The organism is Photobacterium sp. GSS17, assembly GCF_028621875.1.
GTDB lineage: Bacteria > Pseudomonadota > Gammaproteobacteria > Enterobacterales > Vibrionaceae > Photobacterium > Photobacterium ganghwense.
On sequence record NZ_CP117517.1, the window covers coordinates 486,936 to 509,397 of the forward strand.

Below are 22,462 nucleotides of genomic sequence, written 5' to 3' on the forward strand. Positions count from 1 at the left end.
TGGTGTTATCTCGTTGGAGATAACGACACATGCTCTTTAACAATCTGGAAAGCTGACTAGTAATTCGATTCATACGAATCGAAATTATTGTTTCTCGAAAGAGAAACGAGTTCTCAAGCAATACACATTCAAGTGTCTTGTGTAAGAAGAGTCCGGCAAAACAAACTAACCATCTTAACTCAGATGGAAAAACCTTGGTTGTTTGAACATACGAAACCTCTTGGGGTTGTATGGTTAAGTGACTAAGCGTACACGGTGGATGCCTGGGCAGTCAGAGGCGATGAAGGACGTACTAACTTGCGATAAGCGTAGATGAGGCAGTAAGAGCCACTTGAGTCTACGATTTCCGAATGGGGAAACCCAGCTGCATAAGCAGTTATCATCAAGTGAATACATAGCTTGATGAGGCGAACCGGGGGAACTGAAACATCTAAGTACCCCGAGGAAGAGAAATCAACCGAGATTCCGGCAGTAGCGGCGAGCGAAACCGGATTAGCCCTTAAGCGCTTTAGGTGTCAGGCGAATGAGCTGGAAAGCTCAGCGATACAGGGTGACAGCCCCGTAGCCGACAACACATTTGGCGTGAAAACGAGTAGGACGGGACACGTGTTATCTTGTCTGAAGATGGGGGGACCATCCTCCAAGGCTAAATACTCCTGACTGACCGATAGTGAACCAGTACCGTGAGGGAAAGGCGAAAAGAACCCCTGTGAGGGGAGTGAAATAGAACCTGAAACCGTGTACGTACAAGCAGTAGGAGCAGGCTTTGTCCTGTGACTGCGTACCTTTTGTATAATGGGTCAGCGACTTAATTTCAGTAGCAAGGTTAACCGTATAGGGGAGCCGTAGGGAAACCGAGTCTTAACTGGGCGTGCAGTTGCTGGGATTAGACCCGAAACCGAGTGATCTAGCCATGGGCAGGTTGAAGGTGCGGTAACACGCACTGGAGGACCGAACCGACTAATGTTGAAAAATTAGCGGATGACTTGTGGCTAGGGGTGAAAGGCCAATCAAACTCGGAGATAGCTGGTTCTCCCCGAAAGCTATTTAGGTAGCGCCTCGGACGAATACTACTGGGGGTAGAGCACTGTTAAGGCTAGGGGGTCATCCCGACTTACCAACCCTTTGCAAACTCCGAATACCAGTAAGTACTATCCGGGAGACACACGGCGGGTGCTAACGTCCGTCGTGGAGAGGGAAACAACCCAGACCGCCAGCTAAGGTCCCAAAGTTATCGCTAAGTGGGAAACGATGTGGGAAGGCTCAGACAGCCAGGATGTTGGCTTAGAAGCAGCCATCATTTAAAGAAAGCGTAATAGCTCACTGGTCGAGTCGGCCTGCGCGGAAGATTTAACGGGGCTAAGCGATACACCGAAGCTGCGGCAATGCGCATTAGCGTATTGGGTAGGGGAGCGTTCTGTAAGCCGCTGAAGGTGTCCTGTAAGGGGCGCTGGAGGTATCAGAAGTGCGAATGCTGACATGAGTAACGATAAAGGGGGTGAAAAACCTCCTCGCCGGAAGACCAAGGGTTCCTGTCCAACGTTAATCGGGGCAGGGTGAGTCGACCCCTAAGGCGAGGCCGAAAGGCGTAGTCGATGGGAAACGGGTTAATATTCCCGTACTTCTTGCTATTGCGATGGGGGGACGGAGAAGGCTAGGTGGGCCTGGCGACGGTTGTCCAGGTTCAAGGGTGTAGGCTGATGGTTTAGGCAAATCCGGACCATCTTAAGGCTGAGACCCGATGTCGAGGCACTACGGTGCTGAAGTCATTGATGCCATGCTTCCGGGAAAAGCCTCTAAGCTTCAGATAGCAAGAAATCGTACCCCAAACCGACACAGGTGGTCGGGTAGAGAATACCAAGGCGCTTGAGAGAACTCGGGTGAAGGAACTAGGCAAAATGGTACCGTAACTTCGGGAGAAGGTACGCTGCCGGCGGTGAAGAGACTTGCTCTTGGAGCTGCTGGCAGTCGCAGATACCAGGTGGCTGCAACTGTTTATTAAAAACACAGCACTGTGCAAAATCGAAAGATGACGTATACGGTGTGACGCCTGCCCGGTGCCGGAAGGTTAATTGATGGGGTTATCCTTAGGGAGAAGCTCTTGATCGAAGCCCCGGTAAACGGCGGCCGTAACTATAACGGTCCTAAGGTAGCGAAATTCCTTGTCGGGTAAGTTCCGACCTGCACGAATGGCGTAATGATGGCCACGCTGTCTCCACCCGAGACTCAGTGAAATTGAAATCGCAGTGAAGATGCTGCGTACCCGCGGCTAGACGGAAAGACCCCGTGAACCTTTACTACAGCTTGGCACTGAACATTGACCCTACATGTGTAGGATAGGTGGGAGGCTTCGAAGCAGGTACGCCAGTATCTGTGGAGCCGTCCTTGAAATACCACCCTTGTAGTGTTGATGTTCTAACGTCGCCCCCTTATCGGGGGTGCGGACAGTGCCTGGTGGGTAGTTTGACTGGGGCGGTCTCCTCCCAAAGCGTAACGGAGGAGCACGAAGGTGGGCTAATCACGGTCGGACATCGTGAGGTTAGTGCAATGGCATAAGCCCGCTTGACTGCGAGAATGACGGTTCGAGCAGGTGCGAAAGCAGGTCATAGTGATCCGGTGGTTCTGAATGGAAGGGCCATCGCTCAACGGATAAAAGGTACTCCGGGGATAACAGGCTGATACCGCCCAAGAGTTCATATCGACGGCGGTGTTTGGCACCTCGATGTCGGCTCATCACATCCTGGGGCTGAAGTCGGTCCCAAGGGTATGGCTGTTCGCCATTTAAAGTGGTACGCGAGCTGGGTTTAGAACGTCGTGAGACAGTTCGGTCCCTATCTGCCGTGGGCGTTGGATGATTGAGAGGGGCTGCTCCTAGTACGAGAGGACCGGAGTGGACGAACCTCTGGTGTTCGGGTTGTGTCGCCAGACGCATTGCCCGGTAGCTAAGTTCGGAATCGATAACCGCTGAAAGCATCTAAGCGGGAAGCGAGCCTCAAGATGAGTCATCCCCAGAGCTTCAAGCTCTCTGAAGGGTTGTTCGAGACTAGAACGTTGATAGGCAGGGTGTGTAAGCGCTGTGAGGCGTTGAGCTAACCTGTACTAATTGCCCGTGCGGCTTAACCATACAACACCCAAGGGGTTTTACGGACTCCACGAGCACTTGAATGATGTGCTTGAACTTTAGTCAGTTTTTTCCAAGATTGTGATTTGCGGCCTGCGGGCAGTGAATCAAAGAATTTGCCTGGCGACCATAGCGCTGTGGACCCACCTGATCCCATGCCGAACTCAGACGTGAAACGCAGCAGCGCCGATGGTAGTGTGGGGTCTCCCCATGTGAGAGTAGGACATCGCCAGGCACCCAATTTAGGTTAGCGTTCTGAACAAACGTTAATCCTGAGTGGAGCGGTAGTTCAGTTGGTTAGAATACCGGCCTGTCACGCCGGGGGTCGCGGGTTCGAGTCCCGTCCGCTCCGCCACTTATACGAAGCCCAAGCAGAAATGCTTGGGCTTTTTTACGTTTAAAGATAATGTTCGCCATTCGGTCGAATGAGTCCCGCAAGATCGACAGCCCGGCCTTTCTGCCACTAATACGAAGCCTGAGTCGAAAGATTCGTGCTTTTTGCATTCGTATGTTCAGACAAAATGTGAGGTACTGTCTTTTTGCATTTCGTTTGGGGTGAGATTGTTTTAACTACATGGCTGAAACTAGCGAGGCTGACATTGACTCAATAGCGTAGAGCTAGTCGATGGAACCTCGTCCGATGATGGCTTTCTTTCACAATTGGCCCTTGAGTATGGTCTGACATGATAGTTAAAAGCACGTGTATTTAGACGATGATAAACTCGCAGAGAGAACCTATGGGTGAGAGATGAAGGGCAGCATAAAATCTGTATGCTGAGTTAAGCAAAATGTGTTTCTGGGAAAGTAAAAAAGAAAAGGGTAGCTGAGAATCTACCCTTGGCGCTAAGGCTGGTGAGCAGCCTGCGCAACGTACCGCTATGCAGCCAATACGCCCGTCAGGCAGTGTTGAGCGGGCGTCGGTGTACTCAGAGGTTAAGAAAGCTTTTCATCTGGAGGACAACTTTTTCGGCTTCTTCCTGACATGCCATCTCACAGAAGAGACGTAGCAGTGGCTCAGTGCCGGAAAAGCGTGCCAGGGCCCATCCGCCATTTTTGAAGTAGACTTTTACGCCATCCGCGTAGCTGACCTGCTCGATTTCCCATTCAAATTCAGGAAGGGATTTTTCCACGTAAATCTTGTCGTAAAGCCGCTGGCGATCGGCCGCGCGGAAAGTACAGTCACCTTCTGCAGTGTAGGCGAAGCCGTACTTGCCATAAATTTCACTAAGCAGTTCGGAGAGCTTCTTACCTGTTACGCTGATCATTTCCACTAGCAGGCTGGAAGCGAAGACACCGTCTTTTCCTTTGATATGTCCTCGGATGGTTAGGCCACCGGAGCTTTCACCGCCAATCAATGAATCATCGGCCTCCATCTGGGCGCTGATATGTTTGAAACCTACTGGTACTTCAAAACACTTCTCACCATGTGCGGTGGCAATTCTGTCGAGAAGGTGGGTGGTTGCAATGTTACGTACGACTGACCCTTTCCAGCCTTTGTATTCCAGTAAGTAGTAATAGAGCAGCATCAGGACTTCATTGGGGTGAACGAAGTTTCCTTTTTCGTCAATGATCCCCAGGCGATCGGCATCGCCATCGGTGCCGATACCGATGTCGTAACCTTCATGAGCCACTAAGTGTTTCAGGCGGTATAACGTTGCTGCACTGGGTGAAGGCATCAGACCGCCAAATGATGGGTTGTGCCCGTCGTGAATTACATCGACATCACAGCGGCCGCTGATCAACACAGTTTGTAAGGCATTTTTAGCCACCCCAAACATAGGATCAATCAGCACACGCAGATTCGCGCGTTTAATGGCTTCGATATCGATGAAATCGACAATGGAATCCACAAATTCATTCATTGGATTGATCAGTGTAATTTGTTGTGATGCGATGGCGTCATCGAAATCCACGGATTGAATATCATCGTAAGTTAACTGGGAAATTTGCTGTTCAATCTTAGCTGTGATGATCTCGTCAGCGTCTCGTCCCCCTTCGATGAACACTTTTATCCCGTTGTAGTCCGCGGGATTATGCGAAGCGGTGATACAGGCCGAATAGGTGGCACCGATATGCTTGGCTTTAAACATAACAATCGGCGTTGGCACAAACTTGTTGATAAAGCTTACTTTAATGTCATTGGCCGCCAGGACTTCAGCAAACCAGGCTGCGGCTTTATCAGATAAGAAACGCCGGTCGTAGCCAATGACAAAGCCGTTCTGGGTCACCTGCTCGGCGACCATAATATTGGCTAGCGCTTGAGCGACTAACCGGACATTATCCTTGGTGAAGGTTTCGCCAATTAAGGCGCGCCAGCCACCGGTTCCGAATTGGATCATGATGGAACTCCTATTTCTCTCGTCGGTATACGGGGCGCAATCGGGCGCCCCAATTCAATTAGCCCATGATCACGTTGACAGTGTTGATACTGCCGGCCGGTTGAGCCGGGATTGCTCCTTCAACAGGAGTGTCATTCAAGGTGATGGCCGTGACGCCTTTGCTGACGCCGTTCGGGTTTTGTACCTTGATGTGGTAAGTCGCGCCGCGCCATTCGCGGGTCACCTCAAAGCCAGGCCAGCTGGTCGGGATACATGGATTCACGGTCAGGCCGTCGAAACCGGTCTGGACACCCAGGATGAAGTTGGTGACTGCGAAGTATGCCCAGCCAGACGTACCGGTCAGCCATGGGTGGTTGGCACGGCCATGGTTTTCGTGGTCGCGGCCCATGATAAATTGCACGTATGAATACGGCTCGGCAACTCGCTTCTCGATGATGTCGTTTTGGTTGTATGGGTTCAGTGCATCGTAGAACTTCATGGCACGATCACCACGTCCCAGTTTCGCTTCGGCTACCCAAGCCCATGGGTTTGGATGCGAGAAGATCGCGCCGTTTTCTTTCACGCCTTGGTAGACGCGGGTAACAAAACCGATGTCGTCGTTGGGCGTTGCGAATGATGGCGAGTTCAGGTGCAGGCCGTATTCAGAGAACAGGTTGTCATCAACGGCGTTCATCGCTTTTTCGCCACGCTCCTGCGACGCCAGGCCAGACAAAACAGCCAGGGTGTTAGATTCCAGGTGCACGCGGCCTTCAGCTTGTTGCGCGGTGCCGATCTTGTCGCCGTTTTTGGTCAGGCCACGGATGTACCAGCCGCCTTCTTCGTCCCACAGATGCTGTTCACACGCTTCGCGCACATTGGCTGCCATTTCGGTGTACTTCTGTACGTCCGCATCCAAACCTTTGTATTTCGCCAGTTTGATGAATTCCTGCAGTGCCCAGAAATGCAGGAAGGACGTCATTGCTGACTCTCCGCCACCCAAGTTCAGGCAGTCGTTCCAGTCTGCACGCAGACCTTTACAGATACCGGTTTGCCCCACGTATTCAGCAGAGAAGTCCAGCGCCGCTTTCATGTGTTCATAAACAGACGCGTCGCCGCCGTTGGCGTAAGGAATGGTTTCATCCAGGAAGCTCTCTTCACCGGTTTCTTGTACGTAACGGCAGATGGTTGGCACCAGCCACAGGTGGTCGTCAGAGCAAGTGTCTTCGATGCCGTGGATCTTGTCTTCGTCGCTTGGGGTTGGTACCACGGTTGGTGATTTAGATGGTTTAACATCGGCTTTCTCTGGATCGAACCAGTCTGGATCGAACAGGTGCAGGCCGTAGCCTTCTTTCACCTGACCGCGCAGCAGATCCACCAGGCGTTTGCGGGTCATGCGTGGGTTTGCGTGAGGCACGGAGATCGCGTCCTGCGCGGTATCACGGTAACCAAGACCCGTACGGCCGCCGACTTCGATGAAAGAGGCAAAGCGTGACCACACCACGCAGGTTTCCGCCTGGTACAAGGTCCATGCGTTGATCATAGTGTCCAGCCCCTCGTTCGGTGATTTCACCTGGAACTTGGCACAGCGGGTATCCCAGTGCGCGCGGATGTCAGCAAACGCAGCGTCAACATTTGTAACGTCCTGGTATTTAGTTCGCAGGCGCTGGCCTTCACCTTTGCCGATCCCCAGAATCAGGACGAAACGAACTTCTTCGCCCGGCTGAATCACGAATTGCTTGTGCAGTGAGCCACAGTGGTTGTAACAGGTTTGTACATGGTTAGAACAACGACCGGTTTCGACCGCGATGGGATTCGCTTCGTCACGATACATACCGATAAAGCTGTCACGCTGACCGTCATAGCTGTCTGGATCGAAGCTGGAAGCAAGGTAGTAGAAGCCTTCATAATCGTTGGTGTTGTAGTACAGGTCGTACTCAATTACGCCTTCGTTGTACGCCGTTCCGGCTGAGTAGAGGCTCATCTGGTGGTTCTGATTGTCAGACTGGATGTGGCTGAACGAGAATTCCACGAACGAGAATGCACTGATGGTGCGTGGCTGGTCGCCATCGTTCCTGATTTTTACATCCCAGATTTGTGCGTCTTCGCCTTTTGGTACGAACAGGGTTTTCTGCGCTGTGATGCCGTTGTATTCACATTTGAATTTGGAGTAAGACAGGCCGTGACGCACTTCGTACGTGGCTTCTTCCAGGCTTTTTGCCACCGGCTGCCAGGAGATTGACCAGTAATCACCGGTTTCGTCGTCGCGCAGGTAGACATAGTGGCCCGGGCGATCGAAGGTGCCGTTTGGACGGAACTTGGTTACACGGTTGTACTCCGGGCTGTTGTAGAACGAGTAGCCCCCGGCGTTGTGAGAAATGACAGTACAGAACTTTTCTGTACCCAGGTAGTTGGTCCAGGGTGCAGGCACATCAGGGCGAGTAATGACGTACTCTCGGTTGGTATTGTCAAAATAGCCGTAATTCATGGTTTTCAATCCTTGTTTAATCAGTCAGCTGCAGCGTTATTCGCAGCGACGGTAGTTAATGCCTGCTTTGTCCAGGTAATCTAATTGTCCGTTTAGACGCGCTTTGAAATCTGGCCAGCTGCGTTGATCTGGTGAGGTCCAGCCCAGTTCGGCAATCGCCAGGAGGCGTGGAAAAAGCATGTATTCGAGGCGGCTTTGGCTGTTAACCAGTTCACACCACAGGCCACACTGAATTCCCAGAATGCGCTGGTGCGCCGGATCGCTGGCTGGCAGGTTAGCCAGCGGGTGATATTGATAGACTTTGTCCAGCGGGAGTTTCCCGGCCCAGTCAACGCCGGGCTCATCCGCCGAGAAGCCCTGTGCCAGATCGAGGTAGGTGTGCTGCGCCGGCTGCATAATGACGTCAAAGCCTGCCTTCGCCGCCTGCTCGCCGGCCTCTTCGTTCTGCCAGGAAAATATCACGGTATTGGTGCTGATTTTGTCGCCGTGGGTTGCTTCTTCCCAGCCCATCATGCGCTTGCCGTGCGCTGCCAGACACTCTTCGGCATAGCGCAGCAGATGGCCCTGCAGCTCTTTCGGATCGCGGTAACCATGTTCTGCCATCAGAGCCTGACAGCCCGGGCTGTCGGTCCAGACGCCATGGGGCACCTCATCACCACCAATGTGTACGTATGGGGCGGGGAACAGCTCACACACTTCAGCCAGAACGGTTTGGATGAAGGCATAGGTTCCCGGAAGGGCTGGGGTCAGAATGTTATCCGGGTAGCCCTGGATACTGCGGTACTGGGAGTGGTCGTTGCGATCCACCAGCAACTCTGGGAGCGCACGAATGGCGGCGCGGCAATGCCCTGGCATGTCGATCTCAGGGATAATGGTGATGCCGCGATCAGCTGCATAGGTAATCAGCTCCCTGACCTGATCTTTGGTGTAGTAACCGCCATAACGCTGGCTGATCGTGGTGAACTGCGGGGCAAGGGTTTCGTTCGGACCACGCCATGCACCCATGTCGGTCAGTGCCGGGTAGGCATCAATTTCCAGCCGCCAGCCTTCATCATCGGTCAGATGCCAGTGGAACGTATTGAATTTGTAGCGTGCCAGTTGGTCAATCAAAAACTTCAGGCGCGGCACCGGGTGGAAGTGGCGGGCACAGTCCAGCATCATTCCCCGATAGCCATAATGCGGGGCGTCCTCAATTTCGACCATAGGGAGCAGACATGCCGCGTGCGCGGAGTGGCTGGCTGCATTGGGTAACAGCTGGATCAGACTTGCCGTCGCATGACAGAAACCGGCTTCGGAGCCTGCTTGTAGCCAGATGTGATCCCATTCGACCAAGAGTTTGTATGCCCCTTCCGGCAGCTTCGGATTGTACTGATAGATGATGTTGCCGTTTGGCTGAAGCGGCAGTTCGTCATGCAAGTACCCGGTCAGAGTGGCTTGCAGCCAGCGGCTGCTGCCTTGCGCAGCTTCATGCTCGGCACTGATCGCACTGTGGCGGTGCAGCGAAAAGCTCCCCCCCAGAACTTTCAGCGCATGGGGGGCTGGGATCAGGTTGATGGATTTGGCTGCCGGCAGGGGCGTCGTGAAACGCTCCTGGCTTGGCGAGGCCAGATTGATCGTGGTGACTTCGACTGGTTGGGGGTGGATCAGCGTTTGCATCTTAGTTGCGATGTCATCCCCGCTGGGATTGTGCGCTGTCGAGTGGATAAAGGCTTCCGGAATGCCGTCATCAAATAAGGTGAACGGCTTGGTGTGGGCCGTGAATTCGGTATAAAAATGCCCGTTAGAGACCAGCGGTTCGGATGTGGTAGGCGTCAGGGTGCAGTAGCTGCCTATCTGGTGCAGGCGACCGTTGCTCAGCGAATCCTGATTGATCCAACGTCCGATCACAAAATGCAGGGACCAGTTTTCCAGCGGCTGGTCAGCCAGGTTATGCAATGTGAGCGCAAAGCGGGACAGGTTCTCCTGCTGCTCTATGACGGTTAAATCTAGGCGATAGCTCATAGGTTGACTCATAGTGGGTAAAGGTTGTGATGCCCTCGGGCCATGGCCAGAGCACCATCCATGGCGTCGCCCTGAGGGACGGCGACACGTTGCTGCATTGGAGGAATCAGCCAGGGAATAATGCGTTCCGCTATGCTGCCCATCAGGCAGATACGGCTGGCCCCGCGCTGAATCAGGGCTTTCATCCACATTTCAATATCGGCCGCGGTCTGGTTGAGCAAGTCGATACCCAGCGCATCTCCCTGATAGGCATAGTCAAAAATGGCTGGCGAAAACTGACCGTAGTCGCAAGGCCTTGCGGATTTAGACCAGCTGACAATGGCATCAATGTCGTGTCGGAAATGGGCCATGACATGGCTGACCAACGGGGTCACCGGCCTGAGACCATCCTGGGCGAGCAGGACCTGCTGGATCAGGCGCAGCCCCATGACCGCGCCACCGCCCTGATCGGAAATAGGAAATTCACGGCCGCCAACCACATGTTGTGTCCCCTCACTCAGGTAAATCCCGCATGAGCCGGTGCCGGCAATCAGGATGGCGCCGTCCTTCCCAGCCCATGCGCCGAGACAGGCACCGTAGGCATCGGTATTGAGAGTGACGGCAGCATACGGATGGGGCTGGGCCATAAAGTCATACCAGGCGCTTTTTTGCTCGGCCCCGGCCAAAGCCAGGCCGACCCGCATATGGGCGTAGTGCTCCGGCCCGAGATGAGCCTGCGCGGCTGCGGTTGCGATAGCATCCTGAATGGATGCCATCGCGACTTCGCTTCCCAGCAAAATATTTGCGCTGCCGGTTTTGGCTTCACCAAGCACCTGGCCGTTTAGCTCGGTAATCCGGGCTCGGCATGAGGTTCCGCCGCCGTCGACACCGACATAAAATTGAACGGAATCAGACATCTTGTCTCTCCTTGTATTGCAGGGTCACGGCCAGCAGGTACCAGCCGGCATGGGGGATCCATTGCTCTCCCCAGCGCCAGTTTTGCAGCATGTCGTTTGCCTGTGGCTGCGGGTTGAAGGCGATGTCCCGCTCGTTGGTAAAACCGGCCGTAATCCCGTTGCAGACGCCGCCTTTGGCATTGCTGAACCCCAGGTCTGGCAGATAATCCGGGTTATTGCGACCATGCCCATCCAGCATGGACATATCAAAAGGATTGAGCCCCAGTATCCAGTTCAGCAGTCGCTGACCATAGATTTCCAACGGGAGTTTCAGATCGCGGAAAGCGGGCAGGGCGGCTGCCTGATACGCCATGCAGGCCAGAGAAGCCAGCCGGGCGTTCTCCCCTTGCCACCAGTAACCGGTTTCATTGTGATGCGGAATAAAAAAACTGCTGTGCTTGTCACCCTCAACCGCTTTGACATACTGGCGCGGATAGCCGAACGGGTTAGTCACTTCCGCCGTGATCGCCAGTTCAAACTGTAGCGCTTGCAGGATGACGGTCGTTACGGTCTGTTGTTGCTGGTGGTCCGGCTCAATATCGAGGTAATGCAGCAGGCTGAGTACCGGCAGTCCGGCGTCAGAGGCATGGAAATACGGCCGACTGCCGTCATGATTGGCGGACCAGAAATACCGGTACTGGTCATCGCTCATCTGCCGTTGGGCCAAGCGGCCTGCCCAGCGGCGCGCCCCGGTCAGAAAGCGCCTGTCGTCCGTTGCCCGGTATAGTTCCACGGCAGCCAGCAGTGCACAGTATTCGTCAATGATGTTTTCAACCCCGTCATCTACATACCGGGTGTTCATTTCTACCAGATGCCAATAGCCCTGCTGCGCGGCCGTCAGGTATTGCGCCCGGGAGGCGGTATCGAATCCCAGTGATGTGCCGTGCGAACCCAGAATCCTGGCCGCAGCGGCCAGGGCGGCGATCGCCATCCCTCCGCCCTGACGAAAGCCTGCCTGATACTGGGCAGATTTATGGCCGTTCTGGGTCGCGTATGCGCAGATTTCGCGCTGGGCGGTGTCTTTGCTCCAGGTATCGAATACCGTCATGTAAAAGTAACCCTGCGGTGACTGCATCCGGCACAGGAAATCAGCACCGTGGAGGGCCTCTTCAAGCAGGCGGACACGGGTGAACGGCGCCACCTCCGGCTGGTCACTCAGCTGGCTGAACGTGGTGAGCATGCTCCAGACCACCAACGGTGTCTGCTGCGGGTTGAAATAATTGCTGTACGACAGGTGGCTCAGGTATTTACTGACATCCCCGGAGGCGTCGTACCAGCCACCATGCGCATCCACGGTCTGACTGGAGTCAAACAGACGCACCTGATGATCCGCCTGATCAAATTTGCCGCCGCAGCGCTGCGATTTGAAATAGTGCAGAACATCGCTGAAGGTCTGCTTCATCAGCAACCCGTCGGCGATTTGAAAACGTGCAGACAGCTGCTCACCCACCTGCAGCCGGAACCAGCCGCACTGCTGCAGCGCGGAAAAGTCGACCAGATAAGTCAGTCCGGTATGCCATTGACCCACCTCGCCATGTGTTTGCACCGGCAGTGTCAGCAGAGGTTGCTGGCTGGTGTCGCAAACAATCTGTGCCGTTGTGATTGTCAGTGGCATTGGTGTCTGGATGACGGCCTGCTTGGTACCGAAACGCTCATAGCCCAGGTGATTGGTTAGCAGCTGCATGATGCCTCCATCAGTTTTCATACAGATAGCAACGAACAAAGTGGTTGTCAGATAACTGGGTAATGCCTGGTAGTTGCGTCCGGCATTTGTCGGTTGCGTGGGTGCAGCGACCTGCAAACGGGCAGCCGAGGCTCTCTGGTGTCCACAGTGGAATTTCCCCTTTGTTCCCCTTCAGCTTCTCATGGATCGATTTTTTCGGATCCGGCACGGCAGAAACCAGTAACTGGGTATAAGGGTGTTGCGGATCGTGGATGATCTCTTCCGTGTCTCCCCACTCAACCATGTGGCCGACGTACATCACAGCCAGATCTTCAGCGATATAACGGGCCGTTGCGATATCATGGGTGATATACAGCAGCGCCATTTCACGTTCGAATTTCATTTCTTCCATCAGGTTGAGCACTCCGGCGCGAATCGATACATCCAGCATCGAAGTGGGCTCATCGGCCAGCACGACTTCGGCCCCAACCGCAATGTTGCGCGCCAGGTTGACCCGCTGACGCTGGCCCCCGGACAGCTGGTGCGGATATTTCTCGGCGGTTGCCTTCGGCGGGATCAGGCCCACTTGCTCCAGCAGGCTGTAGACGGTGTCTTCCAGCTCTTTTTTATTGCCTTTGCTGACTTTGTTATGAATCAGCAACGGGCGGGCAATATGGTGAAAAATGGTATGGGTCGGGTTTAGGGAGCCAAACGGATCCTGCCAGACCATTTGGACGCCCTGGCGGTATTTCATCAGGTCATCGCGTTTTTCAATAGTACGGATGTCACGGCCAAAGTATTCGATATGGCCGTGTGTCGGCGCATACATTTTGGCGATCATTTTCGCGGTGGTGGATTTGCCCGAGCCGGATTCCCCGACAACGGACAAGCCACGGCTCTTGTACATCTTGAATGACACGTCATTGATTGCCCGCATCATGGACTTTTTCAGCGAGTTGCTGCTAACCGGGAAGTCTTTGATCAGGTTCTTCCCTTCGATAATTGGTTGTCCGGTTGGCTTGCTCATCATGCCTCCATATTCTTATTGGGATGAACGGCTTTGGTTGAATAGGTGGCAGTTGCTGAAACGGCCGGGTTCAAGCTGACGCAGCTGAGTTGCCTGACGAAAACAGGCGTCATGGGCTTTGCTACAGCGAGCCTGGAAACGGCAACCCTGAGGAATTTCCAGCAGGTTAAGCGGGTTCCCCGGAATCCCGGTCAGCCGGGTTTTTGGGCCGGTCAGCGGCGGGAACGAGTTACCCAGTCCCTCGGTGTAGGGGTGGTACGGGCGTTCCAGGATTTGTTTGGAAGGCGCCACTTCCACCAGTTCACCGGAGTACATGATCCCGATGCGATCGGAGAACTCGACCATCAGGGACAGATCGTGCGTAATAAACAGGATAGAAAACCCGAACTCTTCTTTCAGGGCGTAGATCTTTTGCAGGATCTCACGCTGTACCACCACATCCAGTGCGGTGGTGGGCTCATCCATGATGATCATCTTCGGATTGAGAGCCAGAGCAATCGCGATCACCAGACGCTGACGCATCCCGCCGGAAAACTGGTGCGGATAATCCTGCAGTCGGCTCGGGTGGATATCGACAATTTCCAGCAGCCCTTCGGCCCGGCGTACGGCCTGCTCACGGCTGAGGTTGGTATGGCGCATAATCACATCGCAGAACTGCTCTTCCAGACGCAGCACCGGGTTCAGGGCGTTCATCGCACTCTGGAACACCATTGAGATTTCGCTCCACCGAAACGCACTCATTTGCGAGTCGCTGAGTTTAAGGATATCGCCGTGACCGTCGAAAATGACTTCACCGCCGGTAATGAATGCGGGTGGCTTATGCAGGCGCATCAGCGAGAAGGCAACGGTTGATTTACCGCAGCCTGACTCACCCGCCAGACCAAAGATTTCACCCTTGCCGATGTCAAAGCTGACATTGTTGACGGCACGGACATCACCAGCGTCAGTGATGTAATCGACGCACAGGTTTCGAATGGAAATTTGCGGATTGGTCATTATTTTTCGCCCCCTTCCAGCGCAGGCTTAGCGTTAATTTCAGCTTCTGTTTCAGTGTTTTGTTGCTTGGCCATGTTCTTCCAGCGGCGCATTCCCTTGTGAGAGCGCAGTTGCGGGTTGGCAATTTCATCGACGGCAAAGTTGAGCAGCGCCAGGCCGATGGCGATGAAGATCAGGGCCAGACACGGTGCAAACAGTTCCCACCAGGCGCCGACCAGCATCGACGAAGAGGTGCGGACGTTGTTAAGCATGACGCCCCAGCTGATGGAATTCGGGTCGCCCAGTCCGAGGAAGGAAAGGGTGGCTTCGGTCATGATGGCCAACATGACGGAGCCAATGAAGCTTGCGCCGACAATCGAGACTAGGTTAGGCAGAATTTCGACGAAAATAATGCGCCATGACGATTCCCCCAGAACCTCTGCCGCTTTGACGAACTCTTTCTCCCGCAGTGAGAGGGTCTGAGCGCGGACGACCCTTGCTCCCCACGCCCAGGAGGTCATCCCGATGACGATCGCAATGGTGACCGGCCCGGCCTGGCCAATGAAAGCGGCAATCACAAACAGCAGCGGGAACTGCGGAATAACCAGCATGATATTCATCGCGGCAGTGAGGATGTCATCCACCCGGCCGCCAAAGTATCCGGCTGATACCCCGATAACGGTGGCCAGAAAACAAACCACCAGACCGGCACCGAAGCCGACAGCCAGTGAGGTACGGGTGCCGTAAACCACCTGAGACCAGATATCGCGGCCCATGCGGGACGTTCCCATCATGTGATCGGCCTCTTTTGACATCAGCAGGGTACGGCGGTTGTCTGCCAGGTTGGTTGCCACCCAGCCATCCGGGTTGTTTTGGGCGGCTTTGACGATAAATGCCGGGTACTCGTGTGGGTTACCGGTTTTACGATCCGGCGCATGCTTGGTGATCAGTGGGGCAAAAATGGCCGCCAGAATAAAGGTGCAGATAATGCTCAGGCCCAGCAGTGCCTTACCGTTGTTACTCAGTAGTTTAATTAGTGCATTCATGATTATTTCCCTCCCTTGCGTAGGCGAGGATCCAGCGCGACGATAAGCAGGTCGGCCAGGAAGTTAAAGAACAGCATGAACAGGGTCATGATCAGTAGTTGACCTTGCAGAACCTGGTAATCCCGGCCGTTAATGGCGTTCAGCAGCACGGTACCCAGACCCGGATAGTTGAAGATGATCTCGATAATCAACTGGCCGCCGATAGCCATCCCTAGGGCCATCGACAGAGCGGTAACACTCGGTAGCATGGCGTTTCGGGCTGCGTAGTTGAACACGACCCGGTTTTCGCTCAGGCCCTTGCCTTTGGCCATGGTGATGTAATCTTCGTTGAGCAGGTTGATCATGTTGTTACGCATGCTGATCAGGAAGCCACCAATCTGGATGATGGTGGCACAAACCAGTGGCAGGACGGCGTGGTAAGCCACATTTTTGTAAAACTCAAGACTGGTCCAGTCTGCAATTACCCCGGGGGTATAGGCATAACCGGTCGGAAACCAGCGCATGCTGATGGAAAAGGTGTACAGCGCGATCATGGCGGTGACCACCGCAGGAACAGCTTGCACAACCAGCATGGCCGGAGAGATGAAGGCATCGTATTTACTGCCGCGTTTCCAGGCAGCAAAAATGCCCAGAATGGAGCCGATGCAGAACGAAAGAATAACTGCTGTCCCGGCCAGGAACAGTGACCAGCCTACGGCGTTACCCAGCATGTCGTTGACCGTTTGAGGGTAGGTCTGGATAGAGATCCCCAGGTTCCAGCTCAGAATGCTTTTAAGGTAGGTAAAATACTGTTCGTACAGTGGCCCGTCGACAAACCCGAGCAGTTTTGACATGGCGGCAATACGTTCTGGCGTGACCTGTACGGTCGCGTTAGCAAACATCATGGTCACCGGGTCGCCGGGCATGGCGCGCGGTATGATAAAGTTCAGCGTAGCGGCCACAAGGAACGCGATAAAGTAGAATGACAAACGTCGTAGAAAGAATCCCATAACTCACACCTTTCCAAACCAACCCTTCACTAGCGGCTGGATTCAGGACGAAAAACCCCCTGACGACTGGCGCCATACATTGCACAAGTGAGGGGGAAGAGGCGGTGCACAAGGGGCGCACCGCAAATGAAGCAGAACTTACGACTTAGGTTTCAGATCCAGTACCTGAAGGACACGTTCCTGAACACCGGCCCAAATCATCGGACGGCCTTTCGGATTGTTTTCATTCCACCAACCGTCAAAGCGGGTCGTGTTGTACTGGAAGTTAAATGCGCCGGACATGACAGGCACAGTGATCTGGTTTTCAGCGATGATCTTCTGAATGCTGTGGGCAATTTTCAGCTGCTCATCTTTATCAGCGGTCTTATAGAAACTGTTCAGCAGTTTATCCAGCTCCGCGCTCTTGTAGTGGTGCATGGCAAAACGAGGCTTACCTTCACCTTCCTGCAGTGCGGAGTTGTAGCCATCATTCCAGTAAGTGTGAGGATCTGCACCGTGGAAGAAGTTGGTGTAGGCCACATCGTAGGTACCGTCCTGCATCGCTTTGTTGTAAACCGCGAAGTCCGGAGTACGGGCTTTGGCGTTGATGCCGACTTCCTGCAGTTGCTCAACAGCTAGCTGAACGGTGTTGTTGAAGTCAGTCCAGCCATTCGGCGACTGAACTTCCAGCTCAATCTTCTTACCGGTTGGGGTTTCAACAAAGCCGTCACCATCAATATCTTTGTAGCCGGCTTTCTTCAGCAGCGCTTTGGAATTTGCGGTGTTGTAGGTGTTGAAGCCTTTGTACTTGTTGTAGATGGTATTGTCAGACCAGGAAGCAAAGGCTTCGCCGAGGCCCGAGGCGTAGTTGTTAGGTTTGCCGTTGCCGTAGAACGCGATATCGATGATGGTCTGGCGATCCAGTGCCATAGAGAAAGCACGGCGGAACTCGACATCATTGATTGCTTCGTGGTTGCCTTCTTTCGGCGACTTGTAGTTCAGCAGGAAGGATTGTGTACCGGCCGCAGGATACCAGTATTTGTGGTTAGGGTTTGCTGCTGCATACGTGCTGTCGATGTCAGGAATGAACGATGAGGTCCAGTCCAGCTCCGAGTTGATGATTTTCGCCAGCAACTGGTCGTTACCGGCAATCTGCGGAACGCGCAGACAATCTACGTCCAGATTGTCGTTATCCCAGTAGTGTGGGTTACGGCACTGAACATACAGCTGTGGAGTGAAGGTGTCGATCTCGGTGAAAGCACCGGAGCCGACCGGATTGTCATTGGTGAACGACTCTGGGTTCTTAATCTTGCTCCAGATGTGTTCTGGCACGATTGGCACTTTGGCAATTTCAAACGGCGCGTTAGAAGTGGCTTCTGTTAGGCTGAAGATCACTTTGTTGTTGCCCTGCTGCTTCACTGCCGTGACCCAGTTATTGATACCGGTACGGTCCAGCTCAGGCTTTTTCTTCAGCAGTTCCAGTGTGTAAACCACGTCTTTGGCGGTGAAAGGTTTGCCGTCAGACCACTTAACCCCATCGCGAAGTTCAAACGTTACCTGCATCAGGTCGTCAGACATGTAGTAGTTTTTCGCGATACGCATAACCGGCTCGTTACCGTGCATCTGGTTAAAAATCACCAGTGGCTCGTAGATGAACTCGGTGGTGGTGTCCAGATCGGTATCCAGGAACGGGTTAAAGTTACGGACCATTGTAGGATAAAACTGAGGTACGATAGTCAGCTCACTGCGTTCAGCAGCAGAAGCCACCGGCGCGGTTACCAGGGTTGACGCGGCGGCGACAACGGCGAGTGCTAACTGAGTTTTTTTGATATTGGCAAGCATAGCTGTTCCTTACTCTTTGCTTTTGTTTCACTTATGAAAATACCCGTTGAACGGGACCCTCAAACCTACTTCATCTGAGCTGAGTAACGCGGCCCAAACAAATGGCCTTGTAGGCTCTCAGTGACCTTAAGGAAACTCCGGAATAACAAATAGGTCAATCTGGCTTCCCGTTAAAACCGTCAAAATACCCGGTGGTACCGTTAAAACCGTAAATATCTGAGTGTGATCTGCCTCAGCGGCGGAAATCCTCTGTGCGGTATCTCACAGATAATTTTATCGATTACATTTTCAATGTGAGCGTTTACTATCGATTTTTACTTTTATTTTATTGATGTTTAGTGGCTGACTTTGGAGTGAGTGATGTAACGGGAGAGGAGTTGGGAGGATATTTCCTTGCGGAAAATTTATCCCCTGCATTTGTTGTGATTATGCTCTCAGAATACGTATTAACCCCGTTTCCAAGACGGAACGAGGCTGAAAAAACAGCTTTTGATGGGAAATTGACCAGTATAAATCCGACTGGAGAAGGCGTTTTTTCGGTTTTTACAACGCATAATTTGAGGCGAAAAAAAGCCCGCCAGGCGGGCTTGAAAAAGGCGCGGTTTATACCGAAGCAAGGAGGCATCCCGGCAGAGATCAGCTGATAAGGTGTTGCAGTTGCTGCCTCATCAGTTGCAGTTGTTCTCTTTCATCGGCGGGCACCTGACAGCGTTCCAGCACAAAATCCACGGTGCTGAGTACCGTGCGCCAGCGCGGTGTTTTGGGCAGAGTTTCAAGGTGCAGGTATTTATCCAGTGTCCGGGTTTGCAGGGTACTGCGGTCGAGGTAGACCCGCCAGAGCCCGCTTTCTTCGGCCAGTTCAAATTTGGTTTTCCTGGTATAGCGTTCCCAGACGCCAAGGGTGGTCTTCATGGTATCGACCAGCAGTTCGCGCAGGGTATCGTGCTTGCTGCCGCCTTTGTCATCCAGGCGATCCGCCAGTTCGCTGAATTCCTCGCCCAGATGACGGAGTTGGTCCAGGCTGTGCCGGTCACGGTTGAAGGCAAAGCCGGATAAAACGTCGACGGCATTTTCCAGCACTTTGATACGGTGCTCTTCAGTCGGACCGTGGTTGTCAAAAATAAACATCCGCTGTAACCCGGAGGCTTCCGGCAGGTTAATCACGTCAGTGCTCAGGGAACTGAGGCCATCCCCGATGCGGAACATCAGCTTGCCGTGGAAATGGTGGCGGCTGGCGATGTCTTCTGGCAGATGAGTGGCCAGAATATCGTAAAGGTTGTGGCGCTCCAGTTGCTCAGGAGTGCGTTCAAACAGTTTACCGGCGGCGCTGTTGGCATAGCGTATAAGGCCGTCGTTACGGACACAGAGTATCGCTTCATTGGTGGATTCGAGCAGCCCAAGCAGGCGGCTCTGGGTTTCCAGCAGGCCCGCTTCCGTTTCTTTTCGCCGTGCCACTTCTTCGGCCAAGATCTGATTTTCCAGGCGCTGGCGTTCAGTTTGTCCAGCTTTCAGGTGTGCCCCGATCCGGGCGGTCAGCTCTTCTTTATTGAATGGCTTGGTCAGGTAATCGTTGGCACCGGATTCAAAGCCGCGTACCCGATCCTGAACCTGTCCCAGGGCAGAAAGCATGATGATGGGTAAATCCAGCATGCTGTAGGTTTTCCGCAGTTGCTCACAGACTTCATAGCCGGACATCTCCGGCATCATAATATCCAGCAACACCAGTGCGGGCTGTTGTTCATCAACCAGCTGAAGCGCCTGCTGGCCACTTTCTGCAGTGATCACCCGATACCCTTCCAGTCGCAGGAAGTTATGCAGAACTTGCAGGTTGACCGGTTCATCATCCACGACCAGCAACAGGTCGCCATCCGGATTATCCGGTAAATCTTCCAGCTCACACACCGTTGGGTCGCTGATCGGAGCCTGAAAGTGAAGGTTGCGGTTGGCCAACTGACTGTTAGCAATGTCATGCTCGCTGGCCAGGTTCAGGGTGAAGCTGAACGTAGTGCCTATCATCGGTTGGCTGCTGACGTACAGGCGTCCCCCCATTAAATCCACCAGCTGGCGGCTAATGGACAGCCCCAGTCCGGAGCCCTGGCGGTAATGGGCGGATTGCGTATTGGCCTGGGTCAGCGGCTCAAAGATATGCTCCAGCTGCTCGGCAGGGATCCCCTGGCCGGTATCTACGACCTGAATCCGAAGCTGCTTTTGCAAAATCGTGGCTGAAAGGATGATCTTACCTTCAGAGGTGTATTTGATGGCGTTACCGACCAGGTTGTACAGTACCTGCTCGATACGCTGCTCATCGCCCAGCACCAGCGGCAGGTCATCAGGGATCTGGTTGATGATGCGGATCGGCTTGTTGCCCAGTAGGTGGCTGGACAGCTCCAGTACCAGACGCACGGCCGAGGCCAGATCTACCGCATGGCGCTGTATATCAAGATCGCCATAACGCATCTTATGATAATCCAGCAGATCATCGACCAGGTTGGTCAGGCGCTGGCCGCTATTGATGATGATCTCCAGCTGGCGTCGTTGCGAATGTTGTAACGGGCCGTTGGCACCGGCCAGCAGCGATTCGGCGATGCCGACCATCCCGTGCAGCGGGGTCCGCAGTTCATGGGATGTGGTGGCCAGAAACTCATCTTTCAGTTTATCAGCGGTCTGCAGCTCGTTGTTCTTCTGCCGTATCACCAGCAGGTTTTGCTCCAGCTCCGTGTTTTGTTCGCGGATCAGGGTGATTTTATCCCGAATGGAAGACTGCATGCGGGCAAAGCTGGTGGCCAGGCGGCCGATTTCGTCGCTGCGCTCGGTGCTTCCTATCTTCTGATCCAGATCCCCGGCGGATACCCGCTCAGCGGCCCAGGTCAGGCGCAACAAAGGCGCGGTGATGGAGTTGGAGAGCCAGTGCGAAGCGATGATCACCAGCACCACGGCCGTCAGCATAGCCGCAAAGAAGATTTTTTCCAGCTGGCGAATGCGGGCAAAGGCTTCTTTTTCCGGCAGCTCGACGACCAGCGCCCACTCACTGCCCTTGAGGCTGATGGGGGCGAAGGCGCTCAGTACCGGCACCCCGCTGAAGTTGGCAAAGCTGCCCACGCCGCTGTTGCCGGCCAGTGCCTGATCGATGCTCGGGCTGGAATAGGTCGCGGGGGCCTGAGTACTTTGCGGCAGCAATGAGCGGTGATCCTGGCCTACCAACAGGGTCTGCACCTGATGATTGGTTGTGGCCACGGTGTCGCTGAGAATGTCCCGGATGGAGCGGTTACTTAGCTTAAAAAAGACATAACTGTGCAGATAGCCTTGCTGAATGATGGGGGCGGCAAACCAGGCGGCGAGATCCGGGTGATCTGGCTCAGCACTGAAATCCGTGAATACGACCGGAACCTGATCCGAGCTGTGGCCGGATTGCCGGGTGAGGGTCGAAATCGCGGTAAAAGTAGTGCTCAGTGCCTGAAACGTGTGGGTGGTTTGCTGCAGGTTGACGCTGAATGTCTCGGGACTGTTGGCGGAATAGACAATATTGCCCTGTAAGTCGACCAGCAGAATGTCGCTGAAATGTGACCGCTTAAGGTATTCGTCGAAAGCCCAGTTATAGCGTTTGTACATCAGCCGGTATCGTTCATGGCTGGCGTAATTCGTGGCTCCGTTCTCAGCCGGCGCCCTCATGGTCAGCCGCTCCGTAAAATATGTGCTGCGACCGAGTTCCTGCAATTGCCCGCTGATGTCACCCAGTTGGTTATAAGCACCGACCAAGCCGTAGAACCGTCCGCCACTGGCATTGGCCAGCTCAGAGCGGGCAAAGCTCTGCACTTCCGATTCCCGGGCCGTAATGAAGCTCTCCAACTGCTTGCGTTTGTTGTCGAGCAATGACGCCAGGTGATTGGTACTTTGCTCTGCTAAATCAGTGGTGTGGGAGCGAAGGAAAAATAATGCTGAGAGGAGCAGGGGAGTGATACTGAGAACGAGAAATGCCAGCATTAGGGTATGCTGCAGTCGCTTGAAACGGGTAGTCTTCTGCATTCCGGTGCCTGAAATTTACCTGTAATACTCTAAATGCAGCCGGCTTCTTTGGCGGAAG

12 protein-coding genes, 1 tRNA gene and 2 rRNA genes are annotated in these 22,462 nt (G+C 53.9%); 4 read left to right on the forward strand and 11 right to left on the reverse strand.

Features of this window, described 5'->3' with window-relative positions; all coding sequences use genetic code 11:
- Positions 1 to 232 precede the first annotated feature (232 nt).
- From PGW97_RS02320 to PGW97_RS02330, 3 genes are all read left to right on the forward strand, one after another.
- Positions 233 to 3,124 (forward strand): 23S ribosomal RNA (locus tag PGW97_RS02320).
- 116 nt (positions 3,125 to 3,240) lie between these two features.
- A 5S ribosomal RNA gene (rrf, locus tag PGW97_RS02325) occupies positions 3,241 to 3,356 on the forward strand.
- 43 nt (positions 3,357 to 3,399) lie between these two features.
- Positions 3,400 to 3,476: transfer RNA gene (locus tag PGW97_RS02330), tRNA-Asp, on the forward strand.
- 571 nt (positions 3,477 to 4,047) lie between these two features.
- Here the strand turns inward: PGW97_RS02330 and PGW97_RS02335 are convergent.
- The 10 genes from PGW97_RS02335 to PGW97_RS02380 form a co-directional block, all read right to left on the reverse strand.
- Positions 4,048 to 5,460, reverse strand: coding sequence for a phosphoglucomutase/phosphomannomutase family protein (locus PGW97_RS02335; protein WP_273858494.1), 1,413 nt, complete (start codon positions 5,458 to 5,460; stop codon positions 4,048 to 4,050).
- Between the two features lie 58 nt (positions 5,461 to 5,518).
- Positions 5,519 to 7,924: a GH36-type glycosyl hydrolase domain-containing protein gene (locus PGW97_RS02340; protein ID WP_273858495.1), complete on the reverse strand. Its 2,406-nt coding sequence runs from the start codon at positions 7,922 to 7,924 to the stop codon at positions 5,519 to 5,521.
- Positions 7,925 to 7,960: 36 nt separating this feature from the next.
- Entirely contained in the window at positions 7,961 to 9,925 is a 1,965-nt protein-coding gene (locus PGW97_RS02345; RefSeq protein WP_273858497.1) for a beta-N-acetylhexosaminidase, read from the reverse strand.
- Between the two features lie 8 nt (positions 9,926 to 9,933).
- On the reverse strand, positions 9,934 to 10,821 hold the full coding sequence (locus PGW97_RS02350; RefSeq protein ID WP_047886417.1) for an N-acetylglucosamine kinase: 888 nt from the start codon (positions 10,819 to 10,821) through the stop codon (positions 9,934 to 9,936).
- On the reverse strand, positions 10,814 to 12,544 hold the full coding sequence (locus PGW97_RS02355; protein WP_273858501.1) for a glycoside hydrolase family 9 protein: 1,731 nt from the start codon (positions 12,542 to 12,544) through the stop codon (positions 10,814 to 10,816). Before PGW97_RS02355 ends, PGW97_RS02350 begins: the two co-directional genes overlap by 8 nt.
- Before the next feature lie 10 nt (positions 12,545 to 12,554).
- Positions 12,555 to 13,550, reverse strand: a complete 996-nt coding sequence (locus PGW97_RS02360; RefSeq protein WP_273858503.1) for an ABC transporter ATP-binding protein — start codon at positions 13,548 to 13,550, stop codon at positions 12,555 to 12,557.
- 15 nt (positions 13,551 to 13,565) lie between these two features.
- Positions 13,566 to 14,546 carry an ABC transporter ATP-binding protein gene (locus PGW97_RS02365; protein ID WP_047886420.1) on the reverse strand — a complete coding sequence of 327 codons (981 nt, stop codon included), beginning with the start codon at positions 14,544 to 14,546 and terminating at the stop codon, positions 13,566 to 13,568.
- Positions 14,546 to 15,571, reverse strand: coding sequence for an ABC transporter permease (locus tag PGW97_RS02370; protein WP_047886421.1), 1,026 nt, complete (start codon positions 15,569 to 15,571; stop codon positions 14,546 to 14,548). Before PGW97_RS02370 ends, PGW97_RS02365 begins: the two co-directional genes overlap by 1 nt.
- 2 nt (positions 15,572 to 15,573) lie before the next feature.
- Positions 15,574 to 16,560, reverse strand: coding sequence for an ABC transporter permease (locus PGW97_RS02375; protein WP_047886422.1), 987 nt, complete (start codon positions 16,558 to 16,560; stop codon positions 15,574 to 15,576).
- A 138-nt stretch (positions 16,561 to 16,698) separates the two neighbouring features.
- Positions 16,699 to 18,381 carry an ABC transporter substrate-binding protein gene (locus PGW97_RS02380; RefSeq protein WP_273858506.1) on the reverse strand — a complete coding sequence of 561 codons (1,683 nt, stop codon included), beginning with the start codon at positions 18,379 to 18,381 and terminating at the stop codon, positions 16,699 to 16,701.
- A 353-nt stretch (positions 18,382 to 18,734) separates the two neighbouring features.
- On the opposite strand from PGW97_RS02380, the gene PGW97_RS02385 reads away from it, so the two are divergent.
- Positions 18,735 to 19,025: a hypothetical protein gene (locus PGW97_RS02385; protein WP_146149664.1), complete on the forward strand. Its 291-nt coding sequence runs from the start codon at positions 18,735 to 18,737 to the stop codon at positions 19,023 to 19,025.
- Here the strand turns inward: PGW97_RS02385 and PGW97_RS02390 are convergent.
- Positions 19,018 to 22,404 carry a response regulator gene (locus PGW97_RS02390; RefSeq protein ID WP_273858507.1) on the reverse strand — a complete coding sequence of 1,129 codons (3,387 nt, stop codon included), beginning with the start codon at positions 22,402 to 22,404 and terminating at the stop codon, positions 19,018 to 19,020. The two genes, PGW97_RS02385 and PGW97_RS02390, sit on opposite strands and share 8 nt — an antisense overlap.
- Positions 22,405 to 22,462 lie beyond the last annotated feature (58 nt).